This is a genomic window from Mycobacterium sp. BMJ-28, assembly GCF_054404835.1.
Map to the genome: position 1 here is coordinate 5,118,682 of NZ_CM136783.1, position 14,988 is coordinate 5,133,669.

11 protein-coding genes are annotated in these 14,988 nt (G+C 66.9%); 3 read left to right on the forward strand and 8 right to left on the reverse strand.

Annotated features, from left to right (window positions below):
• Positions 1-52 precede the first annotated feature (52 nt).
• Positions 53-655, forward strand: coding sequence for a M15 family metallopeptidase (locus tag ACXPWS_RS25425; protein ID WP_458709302.1), 603 nt, complete (start codon positions 53-55; stop codon positions 653-655).
• Between the two features lie 31 nt (positions 656-686).
• Entirely contained in the window at positions 687-1,091 is a 405-nt protein-coding gene (locus ACXPWS_RS25430; RefSeq protein WP_458709303.1) for a DUF3060 domain-containing protein, read from the forward strand.
• Here the strand turns inward: ACXPWS_RS25430 and ACXPWS_RS25435 are convergent, their stop codons facing one another.
• Genes ACXPWS_RS25435 through ACXPWS_RS25450 form a run of 4 tightly spaced genes read right to left on the reverse strand, consistent with a single transcriptional unit; the run spans position 1,092 to position 5,164 of the window.
• The gene (locus tag ACXPWS_RS25435; RefSeq protein WP_458709304.1) at positions 1,092-1,886 is read right to left on the reverse strand and encodes a crotonase/enoyl-CoA hydratase family protein; all 795 of its coding nucleotides are present in this window, start codon (positions 1,884-1,886) and stop codon (positions 1,092-1,094) included.
• Positions 1,883-2,590: a PaaX family transcriptional regulator C-terminal domain-containing protein gene (locus ACXPWS_RS25440; RefSeq protein ID WP_458709305.1), complete on the reverse strand. Its 708-nt coding sequence runs from the start codon at positions 2,588-2,590 to the stop codon at positions 1,883-1,885. The genes ACXPWS_RS25435 and ACXPWS_RS25440 overlap by 4 nt, the downstream gene beginning before the upstream one ends.
• Before the next feature lies 1 nt (position 2,591).
• The gene (locus tag ACXPWS_RS25445; protein WP_458713693.1) at positions 2,592-3,482 is read right to left on the reverse strand and encodes a crotonase/enoyl-CoA hydratase family protein; all 891 of its coding nucleotides are present in this window, start codon (positions 3,480-3,482) and stop codon (positions 2,592-2,594) included.
• Between the two features lie 29 nt (positions 3,483-3,511).
• Positions 3,512-5,164 (reverse strand): acyl-CoA dehydrogenase family protein, encoded by a 1,653-nt coding sequence (locus tag ACXPWS_RS25450; RefSeq protein ID WP_458709306.1) that lies wholly within the window; start codon positions 5,162-5,164, stop codon positions 3,512-3,514.
• 54 nt (positions 5,165-5,218) lie between these two features.
• Between ACXPWS_RS25450 and ACXPWS_RS25455 the strand changes: the two genes are divergently transcribed.
• Positions 5,219-5,539 (forward strand): cupin domain-containing protein, encoded by a 321-nt coding sequence (locus ACXPWS_RS25455; protein WP_458709307.1) that lies wholly within the window; start codon positions 5,219-5,221, stop codon positions 5,537-5,539.
• Here the strand turns inward: ACXPWS_RS25455 and ACXPWS_RS25460 are convergent.
• The 4 genes from ACXPWS_RS25460 to rpoB all read right to left on the reverse strand — a co-directional run bounded on the left by ACXPWS_RS25460 (position 5,524) and on the right by rpoB (position 14,684).
• The gene (locus ACXPWS_RS25460) at positions 5,524-6,336 is read right to left on the reverse strand and encodes a CE1 family esterase (protein ID WP_458709308.1); all 813 of its coding nucleotides are present in this window, start codon (positions 6,334-6,336) and stop codon (positions 5,524-5,526) included. The two genes, ACXPWS_RS25455 and ACXPWS_RS25460, sit on opposite strands and share 16 nt — an antisense overlap.
• Positions 6,337-6,340: 4 nt before the next feature.
• Complete coding sequence (locus ACXPWS_RS25465; RefSeq protein ID WP_458709309.1) at positions 6,341-7,090, reverse strand: deoxyribonuclease IV; 750 nt, start codon at positions 7,088-7,090, stop codon at positions 6,341-6,343.
• Positions 7,091-7,182: 92 nt separating this feature from the next.
• Positions 7,183-11,136 (reverse strand): DNA-directed RNA polymerase subunit beta', encoded by a 3,954-nt coding sequence (locus tag ACXPWS_RS25470; RefSeq protein WP_458709310.1) that lies wholly within the window; start codon positions 11,134-11,136, stop codon positions 7,183-7,185.
• A 59-nt stretch (positions 11,137-11,195) separates the two neighbouring features.
• A complete protein-coding gene (rpoB, locus tag ACXPWS_RS25475) occupies positions 11,196-14,684 on the reverse strand; it encodes a DNA-directed RNA polymerase subunit beta (protein ID WP_458709311.1) in 3,489 nt (1,162 codons plus the stop codon).
• Positions 14,685-14,988 lie beyond the last annotated feature (304 nt).

Sequence of the window (14,988 nt, forward strand, 5' to 3'; positions counted from 1 at the left end):
CGGTCTTCTCGTCGCGTGCTGTGCGGCGGCATGCGCGCCGGCCACGCTTGAGGTGAGGCCGATGTCGACGACGGCTCCGGTGCCCCCGGTGTCCGAGGCGGCCCGCGCGGTCGGTTTCGTCGACGTCCGCAGCATCGTCCCGGACGCCGTCGTCGACCTGCGCTACGCCACCGCGGACAACTTCGTCGGGGTGCCGCTGTACCCGGCCGGCGCCCGGTGCCTGGTGCACGAATCGCTGGCCGACGGCCTGACCACCGCGGCGGCGCGGTTGCGGGCCGACGGACTGGTGCTGGTGTTCTGGGACTGCTACCGGCCGCACGACGTGCAGGTGCGGATGTTCGACGTGGTGTCCAACCCGGCCTGGGTGGCCGAACCGGGCCCGTACTCCAAGAGCCACGAGTCCGGCCGGTCGGTGGATGTCAGCACCGCATCGGAGTCCGGATTGACCGATATGGGAACCGGTTTCGACAGTTTCACGCCGGCCGCCAACGCATTCGCCACCGCCGGTGTCAGTGTGGCCGCACAGCAGAACCGGGCACGGCTGCGGGCGGCGATGGTCGCCGGTGGCCTGACCCCCTACGCCGGCGAATGGTGGCATTTCGACGGCCCGGGCGCCGGCGAACGCCGGCCCGTCATCAACGTGCCCGTCACCTAGTCTGGTGGTGTCGTCGAGGAATCGAGGAAATATGCGAGCCGTGCACATCGTGGGATCCGCCGCCGCGGCGCTGCTGGTGTTGGGTCTGGCCGGCTGTGGCGCCGAGAGCTCGGACACCACCACACCGACCGCGACGGCCGGCAGCTCCGGCGCCCAGGTCGAGATCGGCAACACCATCAACTACGGGTCGTTCGGGACGACCGCCGAGATCGACTGTGCCGACGGCAAAGCCCTCAATATCGGCGGGTCCAACAACACCCTGACCATCAAGGGCGCCTGCTCCAGCGTGAACGTCGGCGGCGCGGACAACAAACTGACCTTCGACCAGGTGGACAAGGCGATCAGCGTGGTCGGCCTGAACAACACCGTGGTCTACAAGAACGGCGACCCCAAGGTCGACGATCTCGGCTCGGGAAACAAGGTCAGCAAGGGCTGATCAGGCTTTGGCCCCGTGCCGGCCGGCACCGTCGGCGAAGCGCTTGGCGCCGGCCACCGATTCTGCGGCCACCTTCTGCAGGCTGCCGAACTCGAAATCGATTGCGGCCTGCTCCGATTCACCCCACTGATGCAACGCGGAGAGCCGGTCGGCGCGCAGGCACAGCTGCGGGAGCGCGGCGAGTTCAGCGGCCAGTTCCTCGGCGGCGCGGCGGGCATCGCCGTGGGGCACCACCCGGTTCGCCAGGCCCATCGCCAGCGCCTCGTCGGCGCCGACCTCCCGGCCGGTGAGGATCAGGTCCATGGCGCGACTCTGCCCGATCAACCGCGGTAACCGCACGGTGCCGCCGTCGATCAGCGGGACGCCCCAGCGCCGGCAGAACACCCCGAACACGGCGTCCTGCTCGGCGACCCGCAGATCGGCCCACACCGCCAATTCCAGTCCGCCCGCCACCGCATACCCACTGACCGCGGCGATCACCGGCTTGGACAGCACCATCCGGCTGGGGCCCATCGGGCCGGGCCCGCTCCGATGGGTCTGATTCATCCGCGGGGTGCCGAAAGCCTTGAGATCGGCTCCGGCACAGAATGTTCCGTGGTCACCCCAGAGCACCGCGACGGCGGCCGAGTCGTCGTTGTCGAATTCGTCGAACGCCGCGTACAGCCGTGCGGCGGCCGGACCGTCGACGGCGTTGCGCGCCTGCGGGCGGTCGATGATCACCGTGGTGACAGGCCCCTTGCGCTCGACGCGGACCCCGTCCACCGTCGCTTCGCTCGCCAGTTCCGCACCCGTCATTTCGCCTCCACGTTGTCACGCAGCGCCACCAATTCCGCCGCGAATTCCTGATATACCCGGCGCAGCGCGTCCCCGGGCCAGTCGGCGGGCACCAACTCCGCGGGCAGCACCGGGTCGGTCACCAAGTGCCGGACGATGCCTGCGGCGGCCGCGAACCGGCCGGGGACGTCGGCCGCACCCGCCATCTGCGCCAGCAGCATGCGCCCGGTCTCGGCCCATCCCGGCAGATCCCACAGCAGCGCGGCCAGGCCGGCGGGGTCGTCGTCACGAGAGGACAGCACCCGCACCCGGCCGGCGACCGGCACCGGCCGGGGCAGGTTGTCCGGCCGTAGCCACAGACCTTCGCGAAGCTCACCGAATCTGCTGTGCACCAGAGTGTTCCGCAGCTCTGCACGGCTGCGCGCATCGGCCCCGACGGCGGTGATCACCACGGTGCTCCAGTCCCCGTCCCAGCCGCGGACCTGCGGGGCGATGGCGTCGTCCTGCCTGCGCTGGCGGGCCAGCAACCGCTCCGACAGCCGGTAGCCGTCATCGGAGCGCACCAGGTCCCCCGCGCCGACCATCCTGGTCAGCGCGACCCGCAGCGTCGGCTCCTTGATGTCGAAATCCGATGTCAGACGGATCAATTCAGCCGCGGACGCCCAGGCCGGATGCGCGCCGAGCAGCACGCTGAGCACCACCGACCTGGCCGTCAGGCGCAGCATGTCAGACGCCGGACGTGCGACGGCCGTGATCCCCAAGCGGCTCGTCACGGTGCCGCACCGCCTCACGGAAACCGTGCGCGGTGGCGTCGGCGACGAAGCCATGACCTTCCGGGGTATGCCGGGCGACACCGTCGAACACCGTGCTGACCATCTGGCTGGTCGCCACGCCCTGCTGCAGCAGCGCGCTGTTGCAGGCCAGCTTGGCCATGATGAGCTGGTTCACCGGCATCGCGGCGATGCGCGCGACCAGGCGTTCGGTGCGTTCGTCCAGATCTTCGGGTGCGGGCGCCTCGATGGCCAGGCCCCATTCGGCCGCCTGCGCGCCGGTGATGCAATCCCCGGTGAACAGCAGCCTTTTCGCGCGCTGATCGCCCAGCCGGTGCGCCCACAGGCCCGCCGCAGGGACCCCCCAGACCCGCATCGGCGGGTAGCCGATCTTTGCGTCGGAGGCGGTGATCACCTGGTCGGCGTGCAGCGCGATATCGGTACCGCCGGCCACGCAGTAACCGTGGATCTTCACCACCGTGGGCTTGTCGGCCCGCATCAGGCTGGCGAAGCCGCGGACGAACCGGCTCATCATCTGGTAATCGATCATCGGGTCCCACGGCCGGTCGGGCAGGTGATTGACGGCCTGGGTGCGGCCATCCAGCACGGTCCCCTGATACCCGCCGTCACCGGCCGAGGAGGTGCCGTCGGCGTAGGCCGACAAATCGAACCCGGCACAGAACCCTTCGCCGCGGCCCGAGACCAGGATGACGTGTACCGCGGGATCCAGGTCGGCACGTTCGACGCATGCCGCGAGCTCGAGCGGGGTGGCGGCGACGATCGAGTTGCCCTTCTCCGGGCGGTTGAAGGTGATGCGCGCGACCCGGTCGGTGACCTCGTAGGTCATCGTTTTCAGCGGCACTGTCTGGAGGCCGGTCACCCTTTCACCAGGGCGCGCTCGATGATCGGGGCCAGATCGAGCCCGGCGGGCAGCGTGCCGAACGCGCCGCCCCACTGCCCGTCCAAGCGGCTGGCCAGGAACGCCTCGGCCACCGCGGGGTGACCGTGCCGGACCAGCAGCGCGCCCTGCAGGGCCAGGCTGATGTCCTCGGCGATCTTGCGGGCCCGGTACTCGATGCCCGCGAAATCGCTCAGCTGCGCCTTGAGTGCGCTCACGTGCGCATCCAGCCTGGGTTCGGAGGTCTGCGCCAGCTCGTCGAACAGCACGTCGACGCATTCCGGCCGGGTCGCCATGGCACGCAACGTGTCCAGCGCACTCACATTGCCCGAACCCTCCCAGATACCCATCAGCGGCGCCTCCCGGTACAGCCGGGGCATACCGGATTCCTCGGCGTAGCCGTTGCCGCCGAAGCACTCCATCGCCTCCGCGGCGTGCGGCGTCGCCCGTTTGCACACCCAGTACTTGCCGGCGGCCAAACCGATTCGGCGCAGCAGGGATTCGCGTTCGTCACCGCGGATGGCCCGATCGGTGGCGCCGGCCATCCGCATCGCCAGCATGGTGGCGGCTTCGGCCTCCACCGCCAGGTCCGCCAGCACATTGCGCATCAACGGCTGATCGATCAGATAGGCGCCGAACGCCTTTCGATGCTGGGCGTGGTGCACGGCGCGGGTCAGGCCGGTGCGCATGCTGGTGGCACTGCCCAGTGTGCAGTCCAGCCGGGTCAGGTTGACCATCTCGATGATGGTCTTCACACCTTTGCCCTCCTCGCCGACCAGCCAGGCGGTGGCGTCGTCGTACTCGATCTCGCTGGAGGCGTTGGCGTGGTTGCCCAGCTTGTCCTTGAGCCGCTGGATGAACATCCGGTTGCGGGTACCGTCCGGCAGCACCCGGGGCAGGAAGAAACAGGACAAGCCGCCCGATTCACCCCCGTCGCTTCGCTCGCCCCCCGAAGCCTGCGCCAGCACCAGGAAGATGTCACCCATCGGCGCCGAGGTGAACCATTTGTGGCCGCGCAGTGTGTAGCTGCCGTCGGCGTTGGGTGTCGCCTGGGTGGTACCGGCGCGCACGTCGGAACCGCCCTGCTTCTCCGTCATCGACATGCCCGCGGTCAGGCCGGCCTTGGTGGCCGGCACCTTCAACTCCGGGTCGTAGACCCGGCTGGACAGCAGGGGCTCATATACGTCGGCGAGTTCTTTGTTGAACCGCAGGGCCGGAACGACGGCGTAGGTCATCGAGATCGGGCAGACATGTCCGGGCTCAGGGGTCCAGGCCGACATCTTGGCCGCCCGCACGACGTGCGCGCCCGGCCGGTCGTCGGCCCAGGGGGCGGCGTGCAGACCGTGCGTCACCGCGGCATTCATCAGCTCGTGATAGGCGGGGTCGTATTCCACCTCGTCGACGCGGTGCCCGTAGCGGTCGTGGGTGTGCAGGATCGGGATGTTGCGATCGGCCAGGTCGCCCCAGCGCTGCGCCCGTGCGCTGCCGCCGAGAGCGCCGACCTCGTGCACCTCGTCCAGGCCCCACTCACCACCTTCGCGGATCAGCGCCTCGGCCAGGGCCGGGAAAGTGGCCGCGTTGTAGTTCTCCAGCGGCGGGACCTGATTGGTCACGGCATGGGTGTCACTCATGTCTCCACTGTTACATTTATTCGACAACCGCACAAGATCTGTAATATGACGCGGATGCGCCCCAACACCGCCGTCCATGCCGCCGATCTGAACCTCACGCTGGAACCGACGGACGGCTCCGCCCGCGCCGGCGCGCACCCGCTGACCGAATTCGGCGGCCTGGAGATCGGCGTCTGGGAGATGACACCGGGGACGATGACCGACGTCGAGGCCGACGAGGTGTTCGTCGTGCTGTCCGGTGCGGCAACTGTCGAATTCGCAGACGGCACCGCACCGTTGTCACTCGGCTCGGGAGACGTGGTGCGGTTGGCGGCTGGAGCCGCGACGGTGTGGACCGTGACCGAGACCCTGCGCAAGGTCTATCTCGCCGGGTGAGCGACGAAGAACTGCCATAGCCGGTCGGTGGCGAACCCGGGCCACTCATGCCCGCCGCCGTCGATCGTCACCAGCGTCACCCCGCGTCCGTCGGCGCATTCTGCCGCCGAGGTGGTGACCGGTCCATTGACGGTGATCTCGGGTGTGGCGCACTGATCGACGTTGCGCCAGAACGTGTTCACCGCAGGTACCGACGGACCGTCGATATGCGCGAAGCCCTCACCCCGGCCGCCGTCGTAGCGGATCCGGGTGTCCGCGGTGCCGTGGATGTGCAGCACCGACGTGGGGCGCGGGGCCGGGCAGGGATCCAACTGCGTGGTGGAGTCGGGGCCGATCGCCGCGAAGATCGCGGTGTTACAGGCCAGGGCGTACGCCATCATCCCGCCGTTGCTGATCCCCGTCGCGAATACCCGTTTCGGATCGATATCGACCTGACGGGCGATATCGCTGACGGCCGCGGCGATAAAGCCGACGTCATCGACACCATCAGCGGCCGACCGTCCACAACAGCCGCCGCCCGCGTTCCAGGCCCGGCCCAGGCCGTCGGGGTAGGCGACCGCGAATTTCGCGGTGTCGGCCAACAGGTCCCAGCCATAAGCTCTTTCGGCCTGCGTGGCACTGCCGAAACCGCCGTGCAACATGACCACCAGCGGAGCCTGGGCGGGCAGCCCGTCGGGGACGTAGAGCAGATACGTGCGATCCCCGAGATGGTGCACGGTGGATCCGGCGGCCGCCGCGCTGAGCCCGGTGCAGCCCGCAGTCAGCAGGGCCACCGCCAGCAGCGCGGCCAGGCGCATGGCTCTAGACGTTCTCGCGCAGGAAGGCGATATCGTCCTTGCGCCCGTCTTCGGAGGTCTCGCAGATGACGGGGGCATCGGCGGCCTTGACCACCGCTGCCAGCAGTTGAGGGTCGATCTGCCCGAGGCCGAAATTCGCGTGCCGGTCCGCGCCGGAACCGGCGGCGTCCCTGGAGTCGTTGCAGTGCACCAGGTCGATCCGCCCGGTGATGGCCTGGATCCGCTCCACCGCGTCGACCAGCGCCTCCCCTGCCGCCCAGGCGTGGCAGGTGTCCAGACAGAAGCCGATTCCCTTGTCCCCGATGTGATCCCACAGCCGGGAGATGGTGTCGAAATGGCGCGCCATGGCGTGATCGCCACCCGCGGTGTTCTCCAGATAGACCGGCACGTCGGTCTTGAGGGCGTCGAGCGCCTTGACCCAGCGCTGGAAACCGGCCTCCATGTCGTTGTCGTCCGCGTGCCCGCCGTGCACGATGACCGCGGTGGCGCCGATGGCAGCCGCCGCGTCGCAGGTGTCCTGCAGGATTTTGCGGGACGGGATGCGGACCTTGTTGTTCGCCGAAGCGACGTTGATCAGATACGGCGCGTGCACATAGCGCGGCACCGTGGAGGCGCGCAGCGTCTCGGCGTCCTCACGCGGCGCGGGTTTCTTCCAGCTCTGCGGATTGCCGAGGAAGAACTGCACCACGTCGGCGCCGTCAGCGGTCGCGGCGGCCAGGGGATCTGTGTTGTCGACATGAGAACCGATGAGCACGAGCCCAGTCTAGGTGTGTGGCCCGACAGAGCCCGCGTCCGGTGAATGCACGAAAAAGGCCCCCACCGAAGTGAGGGCCCTTTCCGTACGAACTAGCGGTAGTCGCTGTAACCGTAATCGTCCAGCGGCACGGCCTGGCCGGTGCCCTGGCCGAAGTCCGGGCTGTAGTACTGATCCTCGTAGGACGGGATCGTGTACGCCGCAGCACGGGCTTCCTCGGTCGGCTGCACCTGGATGTCCCGGTAGCGAGCAATGCCCGTACCGGCCGGGATCAGCTTGCCGATGATCACGTTCTCCTTCAGACCCTGGAGCTTGTCGCTGCGGCAGTTGATCGCCGCATCGGTAAGCACCCGAGTGGTCTCCTGGAACGACGCTGCCGACAACCACGAATCGGTGGCGAGGCTCGCCTTGGTGATACCCATCAGCACCGGACGTCCGGCCGCGGGCTCGCCGCCCTCGGCCACGACGCGACGGTTCTCGACCTCGAACTCGGCACGCTCGGTCAGCGAACCGGGCAGGAACTCCGTCGCACCCGAATCGATGATCGTGACGCGACGCAACATCTGCCGGACGATGACCTCGATGTGCTTGTCGTGGATCGACACACCCTGGGCCCGGTAGACCTCCTGGACTTCCTTGACCAGGTGGATCTGCACCTCGCGCGGGCCCTGCACACGCAGCACCTCGTGCGGATCGGCAGCGCCCTCCATGAGCTGCTGGCCCACCTCGACGTGGTCTCCGTCGGAGAGCAGACGCTCGGAGCCGTCGTCGTGCTTGAACACCTTCAGGCGCTGGCGGCGAGTGAGCTTGTCGTAGACGACGTCCTCGCTGCCATCGTCGGGAACGATGGTGATCTTGTAGAACTTGTCGGTCTCTTCGAGACGGACACGTCCGGCGATATCTGCGATCGGCGCCCGGTTCTTCGGCACGCGGGCCTCGAACAGTTCCTGCACCCGGGGCAGACCACCGACGATGTCGGCACCACCGGTCACACCACCCTGGTGGAAGGTACGCATGGTCAGCTGCGTGCCGGGCTCACCGATGGACTGCGCGGCGACGATACCGACGGCCTCGCCGATGTCGACGAGCTTGCCGGTAGCCATCGAACGGCCGTAGCACATGGCACACACGCCGGTACCCGTGGTGCAGGTCAGCACGGAGCGGACCTTCACCTCGGTGATACCTGCGGCCAGCAGGGCATCGATCGCCGGGTCACCCAGGTCGTGGCCGCGGGCGACGACGACGTTGCCGTCGGCATCCACCGCGTCGGTGGCCAGGGTGCGGGCGTAGGCAGACGTCTCGATGTGCTGATCGCGCACCATGGTGCCGTCGGCCTGCTTCTCGGCGAGCGTGACGTTGATACCGCGTTCGGTCTCGCAGTCGTTCTCGCGCACGATGACGTCCTGGCTGACGTCCACCAGACGACGGGTCAGGTAACCCGAGTCGGCGGTACGCAGCGCGGTGTCGGCCAGACCCTTACGCGCACCGTGGGTGTTGATGAAGTACTCCAGCACGGTCAGGCCCTCGCGGAACGAGGACTTGATCGGACGCGGGATGTACTCGCCCTTCGGGTTGGTCACCAGACCCTTCATGCCCGCCAGGGTGCGGGTCTGGGTCAGGTTGCCCGTCGCGCCGGACTTCACGATCGTGATGATCGGGTTGTCCTCGGGGTAGTACGCCTCCAGCGCCTTGCCGACCTCTTCGGTGGCCTGCTGCCAGATCTTCACCAGCTCGCCGTTACGCTCGTCATGATTGAGCTTGCCGCGCTGGTACTGCTTCTCGATCGAGTCGGCCTCGCCCTCGTAGCGCTCCAGGATCTCCTGCTTCTGCGGGGGAACCAGCACGTCGGCCATCGACACGGTGACACCCGAACGGGTGGCCCAGTAGAAGCCGGCGTCCTTGAGCTTGTCGACGGTCTGCGCGACCACGATCATCGGGTAACGCTCGGCGAGATCGTTGATGATCGACGCCTGCGCCTTCTTGAACATCTGCGCATTGACGAAGGGGTAGCCCTTCGGCAGCAGCTCGTTGAACATCACGCGGCCCAGGGTGGTCTCGGCGGTCCAGGCATCGCCCGGCTTCCAGCCATCCTCGAACAGCGCGGCCTCGACCTCGGCGGACGGACGCTGCTGCGTCAGCCGGACCTTGATCTTCGCCCGCACCGAGAGCACACCACGGTCCAGGGCCATGACGGCCTCGGCCGGGCTGCTGTACACACCGGTCTCCGGCGTGTCCTTGGCGGCCGGCGTGTATTCGCCGGTGTCACCCTCGATCTCGGTGGTCAGGAAGAACAGACCGGTGACCATGTCCAGACGCGGCATGGCCAGCGGGCGGCCCGACGCGGGCGACAGGATGTTGTTCGAGGACAGCATCAGGATGCGGGCCTCGGCCTGCGCCTCCGCACTCAGCGGGAGGTGCACGGCCATCTGGTCGCCGTCGAAGTCGGCGTTGAACGCCTCACAGACCAGCGGGTGCAACTGGATGGCCTTGCCTTCGACCAGCTGCGGCTCGAAGGCCTGGATACCGAGGCGGTGCAGCGTCGGTGCGCGGTTCAGCAGCACCGGGTGCTCGGCGATGACCTCTTCGAGGACATCCCACACCTGGGGACGCTGGCGCTCGACCATGCGCTTGGCGCTCTTGATGTTCTGCGCGTGGTTCAGGTCGACCAGACGCTTCATCACGAACGGCTTGAACAGCTCGAGTGCCATCAGCTTGGGCAGACCGCACTGGTGCAGCTTGAGCTGCGGGCCGACCACGATGACCGAACGGCCCGAGTAGTCGACGCGCTTGCCGAGCAGGTTCTGACGGAACCGGCCCTGCTTGCCCTTGAGCAGATCGGACAGCGACTTGAGCGGGCGGTTGCCCGGTCCGGTGACCGGACGGCCGCGGCGGCCGTTGTCGAACAGCGCGTCCACCGACTCCTGAAGCATCCGCTTCTCGTTGTTGACGATGATCTCGGGGGCGCCGAGGTCGATCAGTCGCTTGAGCCGGTTGTTGCGGTTGATCACGCGGCGGTACAGGTCGTTCAGGTCGGAGGTGGCGAAGCGGCCACCGTCGAGCTGAACCATCGGACGCAGCTCCGGCGGGATCACCGGCACGGCGTCGAGCACCATGCCCATCGGCGAGTTCCGGTTGGTCTGGAACGCCGCCACGACCTTCAGCCGCTTGAGGGCACGGAGCTTCTTCTGCCCCTTGCCGTTCTTGATGGTGTCGCGCAGCGACTCCGCCTCGGCGTCGATGTCGAAGGTCTCGATGAGCTTCTTGATCGACTCGGCACCCATGGCGCCGTCGAAGTACTCGCCGTAGCGGTCCTGCAGCTCGCGGTAGAGCACCTCATCGACGATGAGCTGCTTGGGGGCCAGCTTGGTGAAGGTGGTCCAGATCTCGTCGAGCCGGTCCAGCTCACGCTGGGTCCGGTCACGCAGCTGGCGCATCTCGCGCTCGCCGCCGTCACGCACCTTGCGGCGCACATCGGACTTGGCACCCTCGGCCTCGAGCTCGGCCAGGTCGGCCTCGAGCTTCTGCGCCCGGGCCTCCAGGTCGGCATCGCGCTGATCCTCGACGGCCTTCTTCTCGACGACCATCTCGGCTTCGAGCGTGGACAGCTCGTTGTGCCGCATCTCGGTGTCGACCGCGGTGATCACGTAGGCCGCGAAGTAGATGATCTTTTCCAGATCCTTCGGGGCCAGGTCGAGCAGGTAGCCCAGCCGGCTGGGCACACCCTTGAAGTACCAGATGTGCGTGACGGGTGCGGCCAGCTCGATGTGGCCCATCCGCTCACGACGCACCTTGGCGCGGGTCACCTCGACGCCGCAGCGCTCACAGATGATGCCCTTGAAGCGCACGCGCTTGTACTTGCCGCAGTAGCACTCCCAGTCGCGAGTCGGTCCGAAGATCTTCTCGCAGAACAGGCCGTCCTTCTCTGGCTTGAGCGTGCGGTAGTTGATGGTCTCCGGCTTCTTGACCTCACCGAAGGACCAGTTGCGGATGTCGTCCGCGGTCGCGAGACCGATGCGGAGTTCATCGAAGAAGTTGACGTCTAGCACGTAACTCCCTTTCCCCTTTCGGGATTAGATAACTATCAGCGCCGCGGGCAGTGCCGCGATCAGGCCAGGTCTTCGACAGATGCGGATTCGTTGCGGGACAGATTGATTCCGAGGTTGGCAGCAGCGCGCTCCAGATCCTCGTCATCGCCGTCACGCATCTCGATCGCGGCTCCGTCGGAAGACAGGACCTCGACATTGAGGCAGAGCGACTGCAGTTCCTTGAGAAGCACCTTGAACGACTCCGGGATACCGGGTTCGGGGATGTTCTCGCCCTTGACGATCGCCTCGTACACCTTCACGCGGCCCACCGTGTCGTCGGACTTGATGGTGAGCAGCTCCTGCAGCGTGTACGCCGCGCCGTAGGCCTGCATGGCCCAGCACTCCATCTCACCGAAGCGCTGACCACCGAACTGCGCCTTACCACCGAGCGGCTGCTGGGTGATCATCGAGTACGGACCGGTCGAACGCGCGTGGATCTTGTCGTCCACCAAGTGGTGCAGCTTCAGGATGTACATGTAGCCGACCGTCACCGGGTACGGGAACGGCTCGCCGGAACGCCCGTCGAACAGGCGCGCCTTACCGTCGGCATTGACCATGACATCGCCGTCGCGGTTCGGCAGCGTCGAACCCAACAGACCGGTGAGCTCGTTCTCGCGGGCACCGTCGAACACCGGGGTGGAGACGATGCTGTCCGCCGGGACGCTGAGCAGGTTCTCGGGCAGGTTGCCCGCCCACTCAGGAGTTCCGTTGGCGACATCGATGTTCCAGCCGGCCTTGGCCACCCACCCGAGGTGGGTCTCCAGGATCTGGCCGATGTTCATACGACGCGGCACACCGTGGGTGTTCAGGATGATGTCCACCGGGGTGCCGTCCTCCATGAACGGCATGTCCTCGACGGGCAGGATCTTGCCGATGACGCCCTTGTTGCCGTGGCGTCCGGCGAGCTTGTCGCCGTCGGAGATCTTGCGCTTCTGGGCCACGTAGACGCGGACCAGCTCGTTGACACCGGCGGGCAGCTCGTCGTCATCCTCGCGGGAGAACACCCGGATGCCGATGACCTTGCCAGATTCGCCGTGCGGCACCTTCAGCGAGGTGTCGCGGACCTCACGGGCCTTCTCACCGAAGATGGCACGCAGCAGGCGCTCTTCCGGGGTCAGCTCGGTCTCGCCCTTCGGGGTGACCTTGCCGACCAGGATGTCGCCGTCGCGGACCTCGGCACCGATGCGGATGATGCCGCGCTCGTCGAGATCGGCCAGCACCTCGTCGGAGACGTTCGGGATGTCCCGGGTGATCTCCTCGGCGCCCAGCTTGGTGTCGCGGGCATCGATCTCGTGCTCTTCGATGTGAATCGAGGTGAGCACGTCCTCTTCCACCAGACGGTTGGAGAGGATGATCGCGTCCTCGTAGTTGTGGCCCTCCCACGGCATGATCGCCACGAGCAGGTTCTTGCCCAGGGCCATCTCACCGTTCTCGGTGCAGGGACCGTCGGCGAGCACCTGGCCCACCTCGACCCGCTGCCCGTGGTCCACGATCGGGCGCTGGTTGGCGCACGTGCCGTGGTTGGAGCGGTTGAACTTGCGCAGCACATAGCTACGGCGGGTGCCGTCATCGGCCATCACGGTGATGTAGTCGGCGGAGACTTCCTCGACCACACCGGCCTTCTCGGTGATGACGACGTCGCCGGCATCGATGGCCGCACGCAGCTCCATACCGGTGCCGACCAACGGGGCCTCGCTGCGGACCAGCGGAACCGCCTGGCGCTGCATGTTGGCACCCATCAGGGCACGGTTGGCGTCGTCGTGCTCGAGGAACGGGATCATCGCCGTCGCCACCGACACCATCTGGCGCGGTGAGACGTCCATGTAGTCGACCTCGGTGGTCGCCACGTTCTCGACCTCGCCACCCTTACGGCGAACGAGGATGCGCTCCTCCACGAACCGGCCGTCGTCATCGATCGGCGAGTTGGCCTGCGCCACGACGTGGCGGTCCTCCTCGTCGGCCGTGAGGTAGTCGACCTGATCGGTGACCACACCGTCGACGACCTTGCGGTACGGCGTCTCGATGAAGCCGAACGGGTTGACCCGGGCGTACACCGACAGCGAACCGATCAGGCCGATGTTCGGGCCCTCCGGGGTCTCGATCGGGCACATCCGGCCGTAGTGGCTGGAGTGCACGTCGCGGACCTCGAGGCCGGCGCGCTCACGGGACAGACCACCGGGGCCCAGCGCCGACAGGCGGCGCTTGTGGGTCAGGCCCGACAGCGGGTTGTTCTGGTCCATGAACTGCGACAGCTGCGACGTGCCGAAGAACTCCTTGATCGCCGCCACGACGGGACGGATGTTGATCAGGGTCTGCGGCGTGATCGCCTCGACGTCCTGGGTGGTCATCCGCTCGCGGACGACACGCTCCATACGGGACAGGCCGACCCGGATCTGGTTCTGGATCAGCTCGCCGACGGTACGCAGGCGACGGTTGCCGAAGTGGTCGATGTCATCGACCTCGACCGGGACCTCGACACCGTCAGGTGCGGTCATCGAGTTCTGGCCCTCGTGCAGGCGCACCAGGTACTCGATGGTGGCCGCGATGTCCTCGGGGGTCAGCGTCGAGTTGGTGATCGGCTGCCCGGCGTTCAGGCCCAGCTTCTTGTTGACCTTGTAACGGCCGACGCGGGCCAGGTCGTAACGCTTCTCCTTGAAGAACAGGTTCTCCAGCAGGGTCTGCGCGGACTCCTTGGTCGGCGGCTCGCCCGGGCGCAGCTTCCGGTAGATGTCCAGCAGCGCCTCATCGGTTCCGGCGGTGTTGTCCTTCTCCAGGGTGCCCATCATGATCTCGGAGAAGCCGAAGCGCTCCACGATCTGCTCGTTGGTCCAGCCCAGCGCCTTGAGCAGCACGGTGACCGGCTGACGGCGCTTGCGGTCGATGCGGACACCGACGGTGTCGCGCTTGTCGACGTCGAACTCCAGCCACGCGCCGCGACCCGGGATGACCTTCACACTGTGCAGGTCCTTCTCGGTGGCCTTGTCGATCGAGGAGTCGAAGTACACACCCGGCGAACGGACCAGCTGGCTCACCACGACACGCTCGGTGCCGTTGATGATGAAGGTGCCCTTGTCGGTCATCATCGGGAAATCACCCATGAAGACCGTCTGGCTCTTGATCTCACCGGTGTTGTTGTTGATGAACTCGGCCGTGACGAACAGCGGGGCCGCGTACGTCATGTCCTTGTCTTTGCACTCGTCGACAGGGGCCTTGACCTCGTCGAAGCGCGGGTCGGAGAAGCTCAGCGACATGGAGCCGGAGAAGTCCTCGATCGGCGACAGTTCGGCCAGCACCTCTTCGAGGCCGCCCACCGGGTTGGCCAGATCACCGCGCGCGGTGGCCTTGGCCCGCCAGTGCTCGGAGCCGACGAGCCACTCGAATGAATCGATCTGTACGTCAAGTAGCCCCGGAACCTCAAGTGGTTCACGGAGCTTTGCGAATGAAATTCGGTTAGGCGCTCCCGGAACGGAGTGAGAATTATCGGACTTGCTCTGGCGAGAGACTGCCAAGATGCATCCTTCCAGCACCTCATGCGACTTTCGATGCCGGAAACCCGGACCGTGGTCGCTGTAATCTGCGTCGGTTCGGCTGGCGTTCTCACAGTCCGAAACCTCAGGACACACGGCACATGTCCGATCGCTGAGCAGGGCTCAGGCTAGGAACACATTGTCAGGTGCAGACGAGGGTGGGCAGGATGCAGCCAGCGCAACGTCCAACAGTAGCGCACGTCCGCCGGTTCTTCAAACAGCATCCCTCTACCACGCGCGTGATACCGGCTGGGCGCTGGCTGGCGTCCTCGATCCGTTCACACAT